Origin of the sequence: Cytobacillus horneckiae (assembly GCF_002835735.1) — a bacterium.
GTDB classification, from domain to species: Bacteria; Bacillota; Bacilli; order Bacillales; family Cytobacillaceae; genus Cytobacillus; species Cytobacillus horneckiae.
Map to the genome: position 1 here is coordinate 18833 of NZ_PISD01000068.1, position 17603 is coordinate 36435.

Annotated in this window: 14 protein-coding genes; 4 read left to right on the forward strand and 10 right to left on the reverse strand. The window is 35.8% G+C overall.

What is annotated here, in order from left to right:
- Positions 1 to 294 precede the first annotated feature (294 nt).
- The 7 genes from ppsA to CWS20_RS24190 all read right to left on the reverse strand — a co-directional run bounded on the left by ppsA (position 295) and on the right by CWS20_RS24190 (position 9334).
- Positions 295 to 2910, reverse strand: a complete 2616-nt coding sequence (gene ppsA / locus CWS20_RS24160; protein WP_066198329.1) for a phosphoenolpyruvate synthase — start codon at positions 2908 to 2910, stop codon at positions 295 to 297.
- Positions 2911 to 3562: 652 nt separating this feature from the next.
- Positions 3563 to 3973, reverse strand: coding sequence for a DoxX family protein (locus CWS20_RS24165; protein ID WP_066198332.1), 411 nt, complete (start codon positions 3971 to 3973; stop codon positions 3563 to 3565).
- Between the two features lie 515 nt (positions 3974 to 4488).
- Positions 4489 to 5265: a TIGR03943 family putative permease subunit gene (locus CWS20_RS24170; protein ID WP_066198335.1), complete on the reverse strand. Its 777-nt coding sequence runs from the start codon at positions 5263 to 5265 to the stop codon at positions 4489 to 4491.
- Positions 5266 to 5268: 3 nt separating this feature from the next.
- Entirely contained in the window at positions 5269 to 6276 is a 1008-nt protein-coding gene (locus tag CWS20_RS24175) for a permease (protein ID WP_066198338.1), read from the reverse strand.
- 161 nt (positions 6277 to 6437) lie between these two features.
- Positions 6438 to 7343, reverse strand: coding sequence for an NAD(P)/FAD-dependent oxidoreductase (locus CWS20_RS24180; protein ID WP_066198341.1), 906 nt, complete (start codon positions 7341 to 7343; stop codon positions 6438 to 6440).
- A 75-nt stretch (positions 7344 to 7418) separates the two neighbouring features.
- On the reverse strand, positions 7419 to 7820 hold the full coding sequence (locus CWS20_RS24185) for an Rrf2 family transcriptional regulator (protein WP_066198343.1): 402 nt from the start codon (positions 7818 to 7820) through the stop codon (positions 7419 to 7421).
- 347 nt (positions 7821 to 8167) lie between these two features.
- The gene (locus CWS20_RS24190; protein WP_066198345.1) at positions 8168 to 9334 is read right to left on the reverse strand and encodes a MalY/PatB family protein; all 1167 of its coding nucleotides are present in this window, start codon (positions 9332 to 9334) and stop codon (positions 8168 to 8170) included.
- A 192-nt stretch (positions 9335 to 9526) separates the two neighbouring features.
- Here CWS20_RS24190 and CWS20_RS24195 point away from each other — a divergent pair, with 192 nt between their 5' ends.
- Together CWS20_RS24195 and CWS20_RS24200 are read left to right on the forward strand one after the other, a co-directional pair.
- Positions 9527 to 10573: a YeiH family protein gene (locus tag CWS20_RS24195; protein WP_241504259.1), complete on the forward strand. Its 1047-nt coding sequence runs from the start codon at positions 9527 to 9529 to the stop codon at positions 10571 to 10573.
- 29 nt (positions 10574 to 10602) lie between these two features.
- Entirely contained in the window at positions 10603 to 11493 is an 891-nt protein-coding gene (locus CWS20_RS24200; protein ID WP_066198347.1) for a selenium metabolism-associated LysR family transcriptional regulator, read from the forward strand.
- A 60-nt stretch (positions 11494 to 11553) separates the two neighbouring features.
- Here CWS20_RS24200 and CWS20_RS24205 read toward each other — a convergent pair whose 3' ends face one another.
- Genes CWS20_RS24205 through CWS20_RS24215 form a run of 3 tightly spaced genes read right to left on the reverse strand, consistent with a single transcriptional unit; the run spans position 11554 to position 15244 of the window.
- Positions 11554 to 12639 (reverse strand): Ger(x)C family spore germination protein, encoded by a 1086-nt coding sequence (locus CWS20_RS24205; RefSeq protein ID WP_066198350.1) that lies wholly within the window; start codon positions 12637 to 12639, stop codon positions 11554 to 11556.
- Positions 12620 to 13720 carry a GerAB/ArcD/ProY family transporter gene (locus tag CWS20_RS24210; RefSeq protein ID WP_066198353.1) on the reverse strand — a complete coding sequence of 367 codons (1101 nt, stop codon included), beginning with the start codon at positions 13718 to 13720 and terminating at the stop codon, positions 12620 to 12622. The genes CWS20_RS24205 and CWS20_RS24210 overlap by 20 nt, the downstream gene beginning before the upstream one ends.
- Positions 13721 to 13738: 18 nt before the next feature.
- Entirely contained in the window at positions 13739 to 15244 is a 1506-nt protein-coding gene (locus CWS20_RS24215; RefSeq protein WP_066198356.1) for a spore germination protein, read from the reverse strand.
- A 185-nt stretch (positions 15245 to 15429) separates the two neighbouring features.
- Here CWS20_RS24215 and CWS20_RS24220 point away from each other — a divergent pair, with 185 nt between their 5' ends.
- Both CWS20_RS24220 and CWS20_RS24225 read left to right on the forward strand, forming a co-directional pair.
- The gene (locus CWS20_RS24220) at positions 15430 to 16782 is read left to right on the forward strand and encodes an amino acid permease (RefSeq protein ID WP_066198358.1); all 1353 of its coding nucleotides are present in this window, start codon (positions 15430 to 15432) and stop codon (positions 16780 to 16782) included.
- A gap of 193 nt (positions 16783 to 16975) precedes the next feature.
- Positions 16976 to 17599: a LysE family transporter gene (locus CWS20_RS24225; RefSeq protein ID WP_066198361.1), complete on the forward strand. Its 624-nt coding sequence runs from the start codon at positions 16976 to 16978 to the stop codon at positions 17597 to 17599.
- Positions 17600 to 17603 lie beyond the last annotated feature (4 nt).

A 17603-nucleotide genomic window follows, 5' to 3' on the forward strand; every position in this document is an offset into this window, starting at 1 on the left:
TTACCTCTTTGCCAGCTCTATTTTCTATTTCTTTTTTTAGCGCATTCTTCGCTTAAACAATTGTGTAATCAACTCTTTTATTTGAACTATTCATTCATGCAACCCCAATTGTTGATAATTCTTCCATTTTAACAACTATCTACCTTTCGATCAATTAAACTGCACCCTTTGGTTACATAAAAAATGCGATTCTTCGTTATGAAAAATCGCCATCAATAGTAGAACAGAAACGTCAATATTAAATATAACGAAAAATTTAAAATTAAATCTTTCAAACTGTAAGGTATTCAGCAATTACAATAATTCGATAAACCCTACTGTACCATGCACCCGAATTCGTTGTCCGTCTCTTATCAGTTTAGTAGCATTCTCCACCCCAACAACTGCTGGTAAGCCATATTCACGTGCGATCACTGCTCCATGGGTCATCAGTCCACCAACTTCGGCGACTAGTCCTTTTACGGATACAAACAATGGCGTCCAGCTCGGGTCAGTAAAGGACGTGACTAATATATCTCCATCTTCTAAATCAGCATCTTCCATATTTAAGATGACACGTGCTCGCCCCTCTATTACTCCGGAAGAAACAGGTAGACCTACAATCGCTTCCGCTGGGATATTTTCTCGTTTGTACTTACCCACGATGATTTCACCATCAGACGTGATAACACGTGGTGGAGTAAGCTTTTCAAATATTTTGTACTCTTCTTTTCGTTTGCTGATGATGCGGTAATCTAGTTTATTTGTGCGAACAACTTCATGAAGTTCTTCAAAAGTGAGATAGTATATCTCTTCTTTTTCATGAATAACATCCGCTTGTACGAGTTGTTCTGCTTCTTTCAGTAAAGCCTGCTTGTAAACAAAGTAGCGATTGACCATACCGTATTTTGGATATTCCCTGTACCCGCTGAAATTCCGGATTAGATCGATCATTCGTTTTGTTTCTTTCGCTTTTTGATCACCATCAGGTAATTGCTGCAATCGATCTAATAGTTCTTGTTCTTTTTTCAAGGCTTCCTGTCGCCCTTGCTCAAATTTCCGTTTGCTTGCATTTGGCTCAAAGTTTTTGATGTTATTAAGAATCATTGGGACAAGTGTAATTGGTTTTTCACACCAACGAGTTCTCGAAATATCAATTTCTCCGGCACATCGCATTCCGTATTTGTTGAGATAATCATAAATAGCGTCTTTGGTTTCCTGCCCGCCTTCAAACTTAACCAATTCCTCCAAAAAGTTATCATCTTTTACATGTTGTAAATAATCAATTACATCTGGATAAGGACGAATCACATCTGCGACATTTAATAGCTCCAGACCCATTTCCGAAGTAATATTGTTGGGCACAGATTGGGAAAGCGGATCGGCTGCGTTTTTTTCATCTAACCACTTGTTCATGTTATTATTGATCCATGATGCAGCTTCCATAGTGGTCATAATCACACCTGAACTTTGTGGGTCGAATAAGATTTTCTTTAAATGCACGATATCTTCTAGAATAAAATCAAATAAATCCGATCCTGATTTCGACTGGATGTTATGCTTTAACGCCTTTATCGATGTTTGACTACTCTGTATCAAATCAGAAACGATGGTCGGATTGCTTTCGATTTGTGCCTGAAAATTCATATTGGACATATCTTTATTGCTTTTACTGGTACGCTGCTCTTTTTTATCATTTCGTAACGATTTTATAAAATTTTCTCGCCCTATTACCGTCATAAGTGCGTCTTTAATGAGCGGATCGGATTGTCCGAGGGTATCTAATATAGTTTCTCTGCTTACAGGTGAAGCCAGCATATGTGTAACATCAACAAACAACCTTCCACCTGCTTTACGCATCGGTGCTGGAGTCGTTAACAGGTAAAAAGACAGTCCCAGTGGTTTAATCGGATCGGTCATCATTTGTTGATGACCGACAGATACGTAAACGTGATTTTCTTGATCATTCGCTTCAGGAATCGGGTATAAATTCGTGATTGGCCGGCTCTGAACAATATGAAATGTATCATCAACTAAACACCATTCGATATCTTGTGGGCAACCAAAATATGCTTCAATCTGTCTTCCTGTGCGTGCTAGTTGCAAAATTTGTTGTTCGGTAAGTGTTTGTGCCTTTTGCTGATCGGAATCTACCTGTTCGGTCTTTGTTCCGCCAGCTTTTAGTCCATAGATAGCTAAATTTTTTGAAGCTATCCTTTTATCGACGATTTTTTCTTCTTGTACTTTATAACAATCGGGAGAGACCAAGCCAGAGACCAATGCTTCTCCAAGTCCAAAACTGGCATCGATTGATACCAGCTTTCGGTTAGACGTAATCGGATCAGCGGTAAATAAAACCCCTGAGGCCTGTGGGAAAACCATCCTTTGGATGATAACGGATAAATAAACTTGACTGTGGTCAAATCCATTTTGCTTACGGTAGATCACTGCGCGATCTGTAAATAAGGAAGCCCAGCATTTGCTGATGTGCTGCAAGATTGCTTCTTTGCCAATGATATTTAAAAACGTGTCCTGTTGACCAGCAAAAGATGCATGCGGTAAATCTTCAGCAGTCGCACTAGAACGAACTGCGTAAGCATGTTCATCACCAAGCTGGGAGAGATAATGAGTAACTTCCTTCACAACATCGGAAGGAATTTCTACTTCCATAATGATTTGTCGAATTTCCCTACTAATGTCGCTTATTTGATCTCGATCTTCTACCGTTAGCATTGTTAGCCGGTCCACCAAAGCATGATACGTTTCGTTTTGTTCGATGGCTTTTTGGTATCCAATTGTAGTAACACAAAATCCTGCTGGTACTTGTATTCCTTCAATTTTTGATAATTTCCCTAAATTTAACCCTTTTCCGCCAACTAGCAAAAGCTGCGTATTTTCGATTTCCTGAAAACCGAGAACTAAAGAACTCATTCCAAACCTCCCCTAACCATTAAATTTCTTTGTTAATTTTACTCCTCTCCACAACCCTAAATTAAAGTTCTATTGAATTTTAGCAGTAGCAAATATGAATGAATAGTCTATATTTTCCAGTTTTTATATGCTATAATTAAATTAGCAATAGTAAGAGTTCAATTTTTACAATAACCTGTTAACCTTGTTCATCCCTTCGAAACCCCTTAAGCCACATTGATTATGGTTAATTTCAATTTTCAATCTAACCTGTTTGTTATCCCCAGAATACCTTGTGCTAATTTGATATTTCACGCACTTAATAACCATACGTGTCCTATAGCAACATAAAAAAGCTTTCCTTAATTCATGGAAAGCCCACTATACATTATTTACACTTTAGTTAGAACTAGATTTTTTTATTCCTTTTCAATTAACCTCACCGTCTACTCCATCGTATTAGCTATCCAATGATTACTTTTACAAACTAATACATCACTGGATGGATTAGTTATGAGTAAAGCTTCAACCTATTTTTTAAATTTTAGAGAAACGCCATTACGATTTAGTTCATTGATTCACAAGCTCATTTATACTAGATTAATGATTCGACCCCATTGCAGGATACTCTACGAAAAACTTTAGCGATATTAATAAAAAGTTGAGCTTGCTTTCATTTTGTTATTGAGTAATCATCATTTTGATTTTTATTACGTGATAAAATATTATCTAATGCTAGGTAAGATTTATTTACTATAGCAAGACAAATAGACATTGTCATTAACACTAAATCAAACTCTATACCAAAAAATCCTTCACCTATTTTTACCATAGTAATCGCACCTATCATAATAAGAGCAAATAAAATCGAAATAATTCTGGTACCTATTCCTAATATCATTGCAAGTCCACCAATTAACTCAATTAGTGCAACTATATAAGCTGTAAAGCCAGGCAGCCCTAAACTTTCAAAAAAACCTACTGTATTCACGATTCCGTCCTGAAACTTGCTTACACCATGCATAAAGAAAACTACACCTAAAACTACTCTCAAAATAGCAGCAGCTATTTGATTCTTTACCATCTCCACTCTCCTCCATTATAAGTTATTTTTTCCTATCTCTTAATCTGAAAGTTTTCTCACCCTTTTGTTCAAATATTTACACAAATAACCTTATTATTCAAATCTTTTTAATCGGAATTAACATCATTTGATTAAATCACTACCTTAGTCCTGTGAATTACTAAATCCAAATTACCAATTAAGTTTATTAGGAGCGCAATCTTCTTTTGAAATATGAGTGATCTCGGTGTTACCTCTTGCGGGGAATATACATATTCCATTGCACCTCACGTTACGTGATGATTTAGGATTGTAGCTAGGAGGTGATAATCATGTTTGTTTTTGGAACCATAAAAAAAGACAATCCCCACTTTGCTGACCTAGAAAAGGAGGTTCTTGAATTGACTGAAGAGCTAAATGCTACTCTTGAGGAGCTAATTGAATCTTGACAGAGTTGTAGCCGTTAAAGCACCAAGACCCTCTTTTACTCATTGAATTAGTAAAGGAGGGTTTATTACTGCGTACTCAATTAGCTGCTAAATAATATAAATGTATAATTCCTTAGGCTCTTTCATTTCTTTGGTAGAAATCACTTTAATTACTGGTGTCATCTCATCACCCATTTCTATATTCTCTACCCTTCCTTTTAGCTCATACCACTTCCCGGTCTCCAATGTATTTACTTCGCCTTTAAGCATATATCCAAATACAGAGGAGTCTGCAACACAGCAAGACATAGCTTGCCTTGCGATTACTGCTTCATTTTCATTAAAATTATCATCTCTATAAACAAATCCTTTCATGTTTATCGTAAAGCCTTCAACTTCTTGCATATTTTCATTTAGGACTTGCATCACTTTAAAAAAGTTACTATCTGTTACTTCAATCGTTTTTTCTTGAAAATTCACAACTTCGGAAAGAAGATCACCATCACTCCTCAAAGTAACATCACTAGAAACGCCTCTTTTCGTTATAGAATCTAAACTTAAATTATAACTCTCCAAATTAAAGCCGATAACCAATGGCAGAATAAATAATATACTATACTGCAAATATCTCTTGATTCCGGCTGACTTTGTATCGCATCCATCACAACCACAACCATTGCTCATACTATCATTGCTAAACATTCTATATGCTCCCAAAATAAAGAAAGCGATCATAGAAAAAGCTGTAAATGGAATCATCTTTGGAGATAAAATTAACGAAATCTGTTGCGAAAGAAATAATTTAAAAATTAATAGACCAAAACAAATAAGAATGATTCCCTGCAATTCATTATTAATTTGCTTATCCTGTATACGACTCTTCACCTTTTAACCCCCAAACCGAAGATAAACACCCGATAGTAGAGAAAGAACAAAAACGACAATGGTTACTAAAGCAATAAAATAAACCACAAATTTCATTTTAAAACTAGCAATCATGACTAAAGTATTTTTTAAATCTATCATCGGTCCATATACTAAAAAGGCAAGCAAAGACACTGAGGACATAAATTGTTGGAAGGATGCCGCAACAAAGGCATCGGCTTCTGAGCATAATGAAAGCAAAAAGGCTAATCCCATCATAATGACAACACCATTAACAGATTGGGAAGTCGCTTCAGCAAGTGCATAACGATTTATAAATATTTGTGCGATACTAGCAAAGAAGGCCCCTATCATAAAATATTTGCCTACTAAGAAAAATTCATTAATACTGTGATTTGCAATGCTTTTCAGCTTCGACTCCCTATTTTCTGCTTTCAAATTTGCAGAAATTTGTTTATCTGTTCTCAGTATATTTACACTAGAAAATTTCAAATATATGACAACCCCTACAATCATAACTGTGACAATACATAATACAATTCTTCCAATATATATATAAGGCTGGCCTTGAAATGCGTAAAAGGTTGAACTAAAAACGATAAAATTCAGAATGGGTGCACCTACTAAAATAGCAGTGCCAGCATGGACTGGAACCCCTTTTTGTATGAGTCTTCTGACCACAGGAATAATTGCACATTCACAAACAGGAGTTAATATGGCTACAAATAAAGCTGTAAATAACGCAGTTATTGGATTTTTAGGGATAAGCCTCCGTATCATATCTTCACTAACAAACTCTTGTATAATCGAGGAAAACACAACACCTAAAATAATAAAGGGGAATGCTTCTAGGATGATTCCAAGGAAAATGACAAAAACGGAACGGGATTCATATTTAAGCACTATGCCAATGGAGTCTAGCAGTTCTTCATTGCCAAATAGAAAAATGTATATCAACCAAATAAATAGTACGTACAATAGCAGATATTTGAAGTTATTAGAAAAACTCATTAAGCTCCTCCCTACTAATTTTTCCGTTTCTATTAAAATACTATTCCTGGTAGCATGTAATTATTCTTTTATTTTTTGCTGACGATCATTGATAGAGTAATAGTTATTTGCATTAAAATAGACTATCAAAAATGATAGCCTATCTTTCTCCGATAATTTATTTAAAAACGCTCCACTGTAATATCTGTATTAATCGAAAAAGCAGCTTTACTTCCGTCTGCAACAGCGAACATTAAGGAAGATGGTCCTCCTTTCTCCATTTCTCCTCCAATATAAACACCTTTTTGTGTAGTTCGCCCATTGCCATCTGTCACAACTTCGCCATTTTCTCCAAATTCACATTTTAATCGCTCCGCAAATTTGTTCGGCCGGTAAAAAGAAGGTACTACAAAACCGCCTGTTCTTGGAATGATTTCCCCAGAAGCTAATTCTATTCCTTTTAAAACCCCATTTTCACCTTGCAAACTTTTGATTGATTCGGTAAGAACCTTAATATTTCTTTGAATTAACTCATTTGCCCCTACCAGTGATAGTTTTGCACCATTCGTTAACACAATGAGGTCATTTGACCAATTAAAAACGAGCTTCGCCATATGCAATGCATGTTCTTCACTATTGGCTATAACTACTAATGGTTGATCTCTTAGTTCCCATCCATCACAATAGGGGCAGCTAAATAGGGATTTACCATAATATTCTTTTATATTTGGAACAGAGAACTCTTCCTGCACACCTGTCGCCAACAGAATTTTTTCTGCATGAAATTTCTGTTTGTCCGAAGTTTCCACCGTGAATAATTTGCTGTTTTCACTTTTCTCTATATCTATAATTGTTGTCTTATAAAACGATATGGAAGGGTATCTCCTCAATTCTGAAATCCCAATTTCTTTAAATTCATGTGGAGTAATGCCATCTCTAGTAATAAAACCATGTGATTCTTGTGTCACTCTATTCCTATTGGTTCCATCGTCAAATATAGCAATTTTCCGCCTAGCCCTCCCTAAAGTTAAACTTGCACTCATGCCAGCAGGACCTGCTCCTATCACAATACAATCGAAAATATTCATTTATTGACCATCCTTTCATCTTATATAGTTATCATAGAGTTATTATATCTATAATAGGTGTAAAATAAATGTCATTTAATTTAATGACATCACTTCATTGGCAATTTCAACCAATTTACGACTTCTTAACTCATCAAGCATTTTTTCCTCTGCAGACTCTATCGCCTTTTGAATCAAGCATTCCGGATTATGATTTAAACAATAATCAAACAAAGGGTTTTGTCCTTCAATGGCTTCGATAATATCCAATATAGATATATCTTCCCACCCCATTTTTAATTTATAGCCGCCATTCGCACCTGAAATCGATTCTACCATGCCCGCTTTCACAAGTTTAGTTAAAATCTTCGATAAATAAGTAGTCGAAACATCTTGTTTTTCAGCAAGTTTTGCAACTCCAATATGCTTTTCAGGCGGATTTAATGCCAAAAACAACATTGTATGCAGTGCATAATTCGTAGCCTTTGAAAATTTCAATTTAATGATCCCCTTCATTTTAATTAAAAACTTAATATATCTATAATATCTATTATAATTTTATTAACTTTAGTGTCAAGAATATAAGAAACAGTATTCGAAGTAGGTTAAATTTAGGCACTTATTTAAATTCTGCTACATGTAGAACAAAAGGAACCAAGACAAAGCCAATTATCTAGGTGATGACACCGAAAATGAGCTTGTTCACAGAGATAAATCTCTTTTATCTACGTGAAGACACAAAAAATGAGTCCATTCACAGAGATATATCCCTTTTATCTCTGTGAAGGCACCAAAAATAAGCGTCTTAAAATGAGCTTATTTCCCCATCATTTTTCACTACATTGTTAGCATGTTTCTTTTTTTGCTTTTACTGCTGCTTTTATTCTCAATAATGCCTCCGTAAGGACTTCACGCGGACAGGCAATATTGATGCGTTCAAAACCATATCCACCGCGCCCGAACTTCATTCCTTCATCAAGGCGCACTCTAGCATTTTCCAAGAAAAATGCGTGTAGGCTTTCGGTTGGGATGTCGAGTTCTCGACAATCTAGCCAGATCAAGTGGGTTGCTTCTGGTTTAACAACTTTAATAGATGGTATATATTCTTTAAGGAAATTACAAACGTATTGAAGATTTTCTTCTAAATACTCCTTAACTTCTTGGAGCCAAGGTAATCCTCTATAGTAGGCTGCAATTGTCCCTTCTACTGCAAAAGCATTTGGACGCATTAAACCGAATCCTGTTAATAGCGCTTCATATTTTTCTTTTACTTCTTGATTCGGGATGATAAAAATAGAGCTTTGCATCCCCGCAATATTAAATGTTTTACTAGGTGCAGCACATGTAATTGAATAGCTTAAATGATTTGAGTGAGCCTTTGCAAAAGGTGTGTGTGTGTACCCAGAATAAGTTAAATCACCGTGCATTTCATCTGAGATAACAATGACACCATGCTTGTCGCAAATCTCACCTATTTTTTGCAATTCTGCTTTTGTCCACACTCTGCCAACTGGGTTGTGAGGGCTGCATAAAATAAATACTTTCGTATTAGGCAAAGATGCTTTTTCCTCAAAGTCCACAAAGTCCATTTCATAGGTACCGTTTGTATAAACAAGAGAATTGTTTAATATATTACAGCCTTGTGTTTCTATCGTCGAAAAAAACGGATAATAAACTGGATCTTGGACGATGACGCCATCACCGGGATTGGTTAATGCTTTTAATAGTAAATTTATCCCAGGGATAATTCCCGGACTAAAAGAAATCCACTCACGTTTTAGTTCCCAATCATACTGTGTTTTCCACCAATACTCAACCGCATCATAATAACGTTCGCAAAACGTACTATAACCGTAAATTCCGTGCGTTGCTTTTTGGCTTATAGCATTTACTATTTCTTCTGAAACTTGAAAATCCATATCAGCTATACATAAAGGAATAATATCCTGGTCCTCTATGTACCATTTAACCGAATGTGTTTTCCTTCGATCAATAAATTTTTCTAGTTGCATGGTTTTCTCTCCTATCCTATATGGCCAATTGCTAAGACATCCATATTATACAGAAAATCGAAGCAATTTAATATTAAATATTAAATTTTCGTTTTATTAATAAATCCAATATAAGCTATTACATATTCGATGAAGTGTAAAACAAGAAACGTGATACGGTTAAAGTATAATTTTTTAACAGGAGGGGTCAAAGTGGAAAGACAGCAAATTAGGCACAATCAAGTTAAGCCAAAGCCCCCAATAAATAAAAATGCAGCTGCCCTGGTAAAAGGCATAGCGCTTACATTCTTCTTGGCTATTTTAGCCGGCCAACTGGCAAATATTCCGCTATTATCAATAATGGGAATGATGATACTTGCCATAATTTTAGGTGGGCTATATGGGAATTTATTTTCAGTTCCTGAAAGTGCACAAGCAGGAATTACATTTAGCAGCAAAATTTTGTTACGAACAGGAATCATTTTACTTGGTTTTCGTTTAAATCTACAGCAAATCATTGATGCTGGATTTTCTATCCTAATTATTGATGTAATTGTTATCGCTTTTACAATGTGTTTTATTTTAACATTAGGAAAATGGTTTAATATTAATATGAATCTTGCTGCATTATTGGCAGCGGGAACAGCTATATGCGGAGCTGCTGCCATTGTTGCTCTAGCACCAATTGTTAAAAGTAAACATGAACATACAGCAATTGCTGTGTCGTGTATCGCTGTTTTAGGTACAATTGGTGCTTTGCTTTTTATCTTCCTTTATCCATATTTACCTTTAACTGATAAAGAGTATGGAATCATAGTAGGTGCAAGCTTGCATGAACTCGCCCACGTAATTGCAGGAGCCGTTCCTGGCGGTGATATCAGCAGTGATTCTGCAGTTTTAGTAAAGCTAGGCAGAGTACTTCTTCTTATTCCAGTAGCTGTCTTAATCAGTTATTTTCTGAATAGAAAAAAACAGAACCATTCAAGAAAGCTAAGAGATTTACCTGTTCCATGGTTTATTTTTGGCTTCATTCTTATGAGTATCATCAACACTTTTCAGTGGATTCCGCAACAAATAATTGATTATTTGTTATTGGCTAGTACTTATCTGCTTGCGATGGGGATGGCAGGGTTAGGACTAAATATTAAATGGAAAGACTTTGCAGCTGTCGGCTTCAAACCGATAGCCGTTGCTGTAATTGGTTTCGTTGGTTTACTCGCTATTTCTCCAATTCTTTTATTAATATATAATTATCTATAAGATCAAAATGATGTGAGAGGAATTTTCCAATGAACCTTGATTCTTTAAAAGTCTTTTATGTGGCAGCTAATAATAAAAGCTTTTCTCAAACGGCTAAGGATCTCCATGTCTCTCAATCAAGCGTCAGTCTTCAAATTAAACATTTGGAAGAGCAATGGGACTGCCTGTTATTTGAGCGAACGACAAAAAAAGTATCTTTAACTCCTGCCGGAGAAGTGTTATATAGACAAGTAAAGAAAATGCTATCTGTTATGAAGCAAACAGAAAATGAATTGCAACAATTAAAAGGCTTCGTTCATGGAGACTTAAAAGTCGGCGCGAGCCTAACAATCGGAGAACATATCCTGCCATTTATTCTTGCCGAGTATAACCGCCAATATCCTAAAGTGAATATGTATTTAAAAGTTTATAATTCAGAACAAATTGTTGAGAAGCTTCACAAGCATGAAATTAATTTAGGCTTTATTGAGTCGATGCTTTCATATCCTGCGCTGAAGCAGGTTCCCTTTGCAGAAGATGAGCTGATAATTATTGTCTCTCCCTTTAATAAGCATATTAATTCTACAATAATTTCTGTTGAAGAATTGCTTCATTTGCCATTTATCATCCGTGAAAAGGGATCAGGCACAAGACAGGTAATGGAAGATGCACTAAGAAAAAATAAGATTAATCCTGAAAACTTGAATATCATTATGGAATTACAGCAAACAGAAACAATCAAATCTGCTGTTGAAGCAGGTATCGGCATTTCTATTTTATCAAAATCGGCAGTAAAAAAAGAACTACAGCTTCAAACGATTAAGCAGTTGAAAATTGATGGGCTATCACTCCATAGAAGCTTTTATATGATTTATCACGAAGAAGCATTAAGTCAAACAAGCAGGAAGTTAATCGAAATGATCAATAATCACCCAATATAAAAAAGGCTTCTCAGGTCCTCCCCGGGAAGCTCGAGTTTTAAAAACTTTCACCAAGGGTGATTAATTTATTAATCCTGACTCTATCATTTCTATTTCAGCTTGTACTGTAATCGGGATATTTGGATATAATTCATCCCATTTCTTTTTATCCCAATTTCTAGTTCTTGTTCTTACTTGCTCCCCAATTCCAAGAGGATCAGTACCCTTTTGTTGAAATTGCTGAATTAATTCTGCTGACTTTTCTTCAAATCTCTTTTTAATGAAATTTTCCATTTCCTTCATTTTGTCTTTATTTAATAAACCGTTATTATATTCTCGAATCATCATTTTAGCCTTTACCTTAATTTTAATTTCCGCATTTGACATTGGTTGCAATACTTCATATTTCCTTGTTGATTCAACATTAATGATGGATGCTTTCTTATCCTCGTTAAATTTAATTGCCATAGTCTCACCGCTGCTGTTCGAATCAAAAAGAACTTTATAAAAAAAAAGTTCATCTTTTTCTATTTGATGTACAAGCTTATCGTGTTTAAATAAACCTAATGCTCTAATTCCTACACCATCTCTAGATTGTGCCATTATTGGGATTGCCGGATCTTTCCCTTCAGCATAATAGTTATAGGTGAAGAGGTGAAGATTCGTCTTTGGAATCAACCCTGTTTCAATATTTTGTTGAATTATATTCGATAAGTAGATGCCCGTATCCTTATTTCCGTATTGTTTGCTTAAAACATCCTTCGGGTCATCATCTAACACCACTACAAATACTTTAGAGCCGATAGACGGATCCCGCATCAAACTATCTAAATGATCGAAAAAGCCTCTTTCAGCAAGCTGACGATCAAAAAGGATAACTTCAAGTTTACCGCTGACAATTGGTTTTTCCGATTTAAGATTTTGTCTATCGCGCAGTTCTTTATTAAGTGTATCTGTAGCTGTTAAGGTTGCATTTTTAACCGTTTTATCCGTAAGAAAAACTGGAAAAGAAATCGTTGCTTCGATTTCATCATCTTTTATATGTTTAAATCCGGCAGCAGTGGCTAATTGAAGCTCATCAACAACTTGGGTTTCAATTCCCATGCATCCAGTGAGGAGGGTTGCTGAAACAGCTAAAAGTCCGATATTAATTCGTAACTTTCCCATCTTTTTTCCTCCTACGTTTCAAAATAATAAAAGATATCACAGTCAGGATTGGTACATATCCATAAATCAAACCCATACCAAACATTGAAGATATTTGATTTAGCTTAGCGATTGTGTCCGAATTTTTTATTAAAATAACAAATAGCCATAATAGAACAAGCAAACCAATCAACAGCTTGTTACTTTTGATATTGAAGATTTTTTTTGCTCCGGTTGTAGCAGCCCAAATATTTAGTGAAATATTCGGAAGGATAATTAACAGCCAAGACACAATGCCTATATACTCAAGCCTCTCAACAAATGGCATCTCTACAATTTGCCATAAACTGAGTGTAGCCCAGACATATCTGTTTACCTGCTTCTCACTATAATAAACAATCGTAGTTATCATGAGAAATAAATAGAGAACCATCGTAAAAAGATTTCCAAAATGCGCCCATTTTTGTGATTTCGTTGGGTTTTTTATAAAAGGATAAAACATCATTAAAGTTGAAAAGCCTAAATAGCTTAACATCATTTCCTTTGTCCCGAGTGCCATCTCTGTGATTGTGTGGTTCCAAACAGGCAATAGGTTTCTAAAATTTGCATACTCAAGCGGATAAAGAAACGTCATAAAAATGTAGAATGGAATGACCACTCCAAGAAAGCTAAGCCCTGCTACTACTTTAAATCCTCCTGAAATGCAATAATAAATTAAAATAATAAAAATGACGGAAATCATCCCGACATTAATTATCGGGAAAATCCAAACTTGAATAATTTCAATATAATTTCGGAACACAGTAACCGCTAGTAATATCCAATTAATAATCCAAATGATACTGAGGGCCCCTCCCGCCCATTTTCCAAATAAATCTTTATGAATATCGATTAAATCTACTTGATGCCTGTTTAGCAAGACATACATGAACCATAAGCTAATACTGACAAGAATAGCTGCTACGATGACTATTATCCATGCATCATTCCCTGCAAACTTTATTATATCGCGCTGAAATCCAAGAACGCCTACGCCTAACTGGATTTTATGAATTAAGAAGAAAACAAGAAAAGGTGATATTTGTTTTTCTTTTTTTTCCACAGAAAAAACCTCCCTCTTCTAGTCATTCTTTTTGGTGTCTTTTATTCGTTTTGCTTTCATTGCATTAAACTTCTTGTCGTCTTCTGCCTGGCTTTGTGCAGGACGCTTCGACTGGAAAGGAATAGGTAACCGAATGATTGAATCCACTAAGCCTTGTAATCTTAATGGGTAAACTGGCTCAAGAAAAGGTCTTCCTAAGGAGGACAATCTCAATAAGTGGATAAGCAGAAAGATGAAGCTTACTGCTACTCCGACTAATCCGATATAATGGGCCATCAGCAAAAATGGAAATCGTATCAATCGAATTGTATTGCCCATTTGATAAACAGGTGTTGTAAACGAAGCCAAGGCAGCTAGAGCTACTATTATGAGTAAAACATTACTTGTTAGACCTGCTTCTACAGACGCAGTCCCAATAACAATACCACCAACGATACCGATTGTTTGACCAACCTTAGTAGGAAGCCTTGCTCCTGCCTCCCTCAGCAATTCAATTGCCAATTCCAAAATAAGAGCTTCCATTATCGGTGGCAGCGGAATTGGATTTCTTGAAGTTACAAGGGTACTAACCAAATCTTTTGGTATTAACTCATAATGGTATGTAAGGACCGCTACATATATAGGTGTAATTAAAATAGAGAAGAGAACGGCAAAAAAACGGACAAGCCTGAAAAATGTGGCAACTGCCCAATTTAAGAAATAATCTTCGTACGCCACAAAAAATTCGAATAAATTAGTTGGTGCAATAAGCCCGTGCGGTGCACCATCAACAAGAATGGCCACCTTTCCCTCACCTAATGCAGATGCAATCCTATCCGGCCTCTCCGTGTCTATCAGCTGAGGGAAAGGCGAATTTTGGTTATCTTGTATTAATTGCGTTAAATAGGAACTATCATTCACTTGGTCTATTTCAAGATCTGATAATCTTTGAGTAACGGTTTGTACATTTTCTTTATTGGCAATCCCATCAATATAAAGAACAGAAACTTTTGTCTTGGATATTGTACCAATTACTATTTCAATCGTCTTCAATTCAGGCAGAGGTAATCTTTTTCTAACTAGATTTAAATTTTTATCCAATGATTCTACAAATGATTCTTTAGGGCCAACTACGCTAAATTCAACTTCAGGAATGCTGACTTCACGTGTATTGTCAACTGGTGCTCTGACAAGACCTATTTGCCCAATATCTTTTGTAATAAAGACCATCATATGGCCATTCAATAAGCTGTCTTTAATTTTTGTTACATCAGATGTGACAATAATATTTTCAATAGGTATTAGAGAGTGTAAATGATGGATTGATTCTAAAGATTTAATATTTGGAAGGATATCTTGATGTAAGATCTTACCATCAATTAATGAAGTATAATAACCTATGCATAATAATCCTGCAGCAGATTTATAGGTAAACTGAATAAAATCGTCAGAATTCACTAATTGCTGAAGCAAAGCTTGAAAGGGTTCTTCTCCTTGCTGCTCCTTCCCATTTTCTTTATTTCTTATAGTTTTCCATCTTTTCATCTCTTCACCACCTGCATAGAAAAATAAAGGTTACTTTTCAATATTTCTCATAATGGCAACAAATTATGCGAAGATTAAATAGCCTGCTCCAATAATTCATATGTAAGAATGTGTTACTATCTAGGCAGATTGACTATGCATAAATTATCCAATATAACAAATGCTATGCATTCAGGAGGTATGGCATGGATTTTTTTATTCCTAGCAGTCGGGGTAGTGAAAAAGGAGATTTAAAATGGTGGCAATTGTCATTAATAGGTGTTGGCTGTACGATTGGAACGGGGTTTTTTCTTGGATCGGCAATCGGAATTAAGCTAACAGGACCGTCGATCGTCATTTCTTTTATCTTAGCAGCAGTGGGGACTTATATCGTCTATTACTTCTTAGCTAAAATGACAGCTGAAGATCCACAGAAAGGATCTTTTTGCTACTATGCCGATAAGGCTTACGGACGTTGGGCCGGGTTTAGCTGCGGCTGGAATTATTGGAGCTCAAACATATTGATTATGGGAAGCCAGTTAACGGCCCTTTCGATTCTTTCAAGATTCTGGTTTCCGAATGTCCCGCTCTGGGTCTTTGCTACGGTGTATACAGTTCTCGCACTGATTGTCGTTGGAACTGGCAATAAAGGCTTTGATAAGGTAGAAAATTTGTTAGCAGTTATTAAAACAGCAGCAATCATTATGTTTATTATTCTCGCATTTGCCGCTCTAATCGGCTGGATTCACGGAGACGGCAACCATCCAGGTTTACCATCGACAAGAAATGAATTATTTCCTGAAGGCTTTAGAGGATTTTGGACTTCATTGATTTACGCCTACTATGCTTATGGAGGTATAGAAGTCATCGGACTGATGGCAATGAGATTAAAAAATAAGGAAGATGCCCCTAAAGCTGGAATAACGATGTTAATCCTGCTAGCAGTCATTTATATTATTTCCTTGGGACTGGCGGTATATATGGCAGAATACGGTGCGTTTAATGATAAAGAAAGTCCGTTTGTAACTGCATTAGATAAATATCATCTAGCTTTTCTTCCGCATATTTTAAATGGTGCAATCATTGTCGCGGGGTTTTCGACGATGACAGCCTCTTTATTTGGCATAACAGAGCTTCTTGTAACTATGGCTGACAGCGGTGATGCTCCAGCTATGTTTTCTAAAAAACTAAAAAAATGGAAAAGCCTCCCCTTTTATTCGTTGGTGCTGGCTACAATAGGTTTAATCGCTTCCATTATTACAGCTTTGCTGCTGCCAAATAAAATTTATGAATATATTACAACTGCCGCAGGTATTTTAATTTTATTTAATTGGTTATTTATAATTATTTCTGCGCTGAAAAATTTAAAATTAAAAATATGGGGCAAATCGCTTGCGGTTATGGGAATCGGTCTAATTATCGCTGCTGTCAGCGGAACATTAATGGAAAAAAGCATTCGGCCAGGTTTTTATGTTAGCTTATTACTTTTTGCCGTCATTGGAGTCGTCGCAGTGATTATGCACATGAAGGTTTGGAAAAATGAAAATCCTGCGCGATAATTTGGAGTAGCCTTAAGCGCATTTGTTTTCCGCCTAAAATCAGTTCAAAACGAACTGATTTTTTTGTGTAATAAAGCCACATATAGTGATGGACAATAGATTTTTCTCGCATGACAAATAAAATAGTTGTACAACCCTAATCTCATGAATAAAATATGTTGTTGGTATAAAAGTGTAAAAGGGGTTGTATAATTTGGGTATATTTTTTGGTTATATTTTTCTCGGCTTAACTTTGGCTGCACCTATCGGACCAGTAAACGCAGCACAATTAGATAAAGGCATAAAAAGCGGGTTTTTTCACGCGTGGCTTGTCGGGTTAGGAGCGATGGCAGCGGATGTAATATATATGATGATGGTCTTTTTCGGTGTTGTGCATTTCCTTGAAATCCCCTTTATGAAATCATTTCTTTGGTCTTTTGGATTTTTTATTCTTGTTTATACCGGAATTGAAAGTATTTTAAGCGCAGGTAAAGTATCTTCAAGTACAAGTAGCAATGAAGAGTCTCCAGCTCGCTCTTTTTTTTCAGGATTTTTTATGTCAATCTCTAATCCATTAACGATTCTTTTCTGGTTAGGTATATATGGTTCTGTTCTCGCCAAAACCTCAGCAGAATATGATATCGCCCACGTGATCATATACAGTATTGCTATATTTATTGGGCTATTTATATGGGACATTACAATGGCTGCCATTGCAAGCAGCTTTAGGAAATACCTAAATCAGAAAATCCTTGCAGCCATCTCAATATTATCTGGACTATCCTTAATAGGTTTTGGAGTCTATTTCGGAATCCAAGCATATAAACTGCTGTTTTAATGAC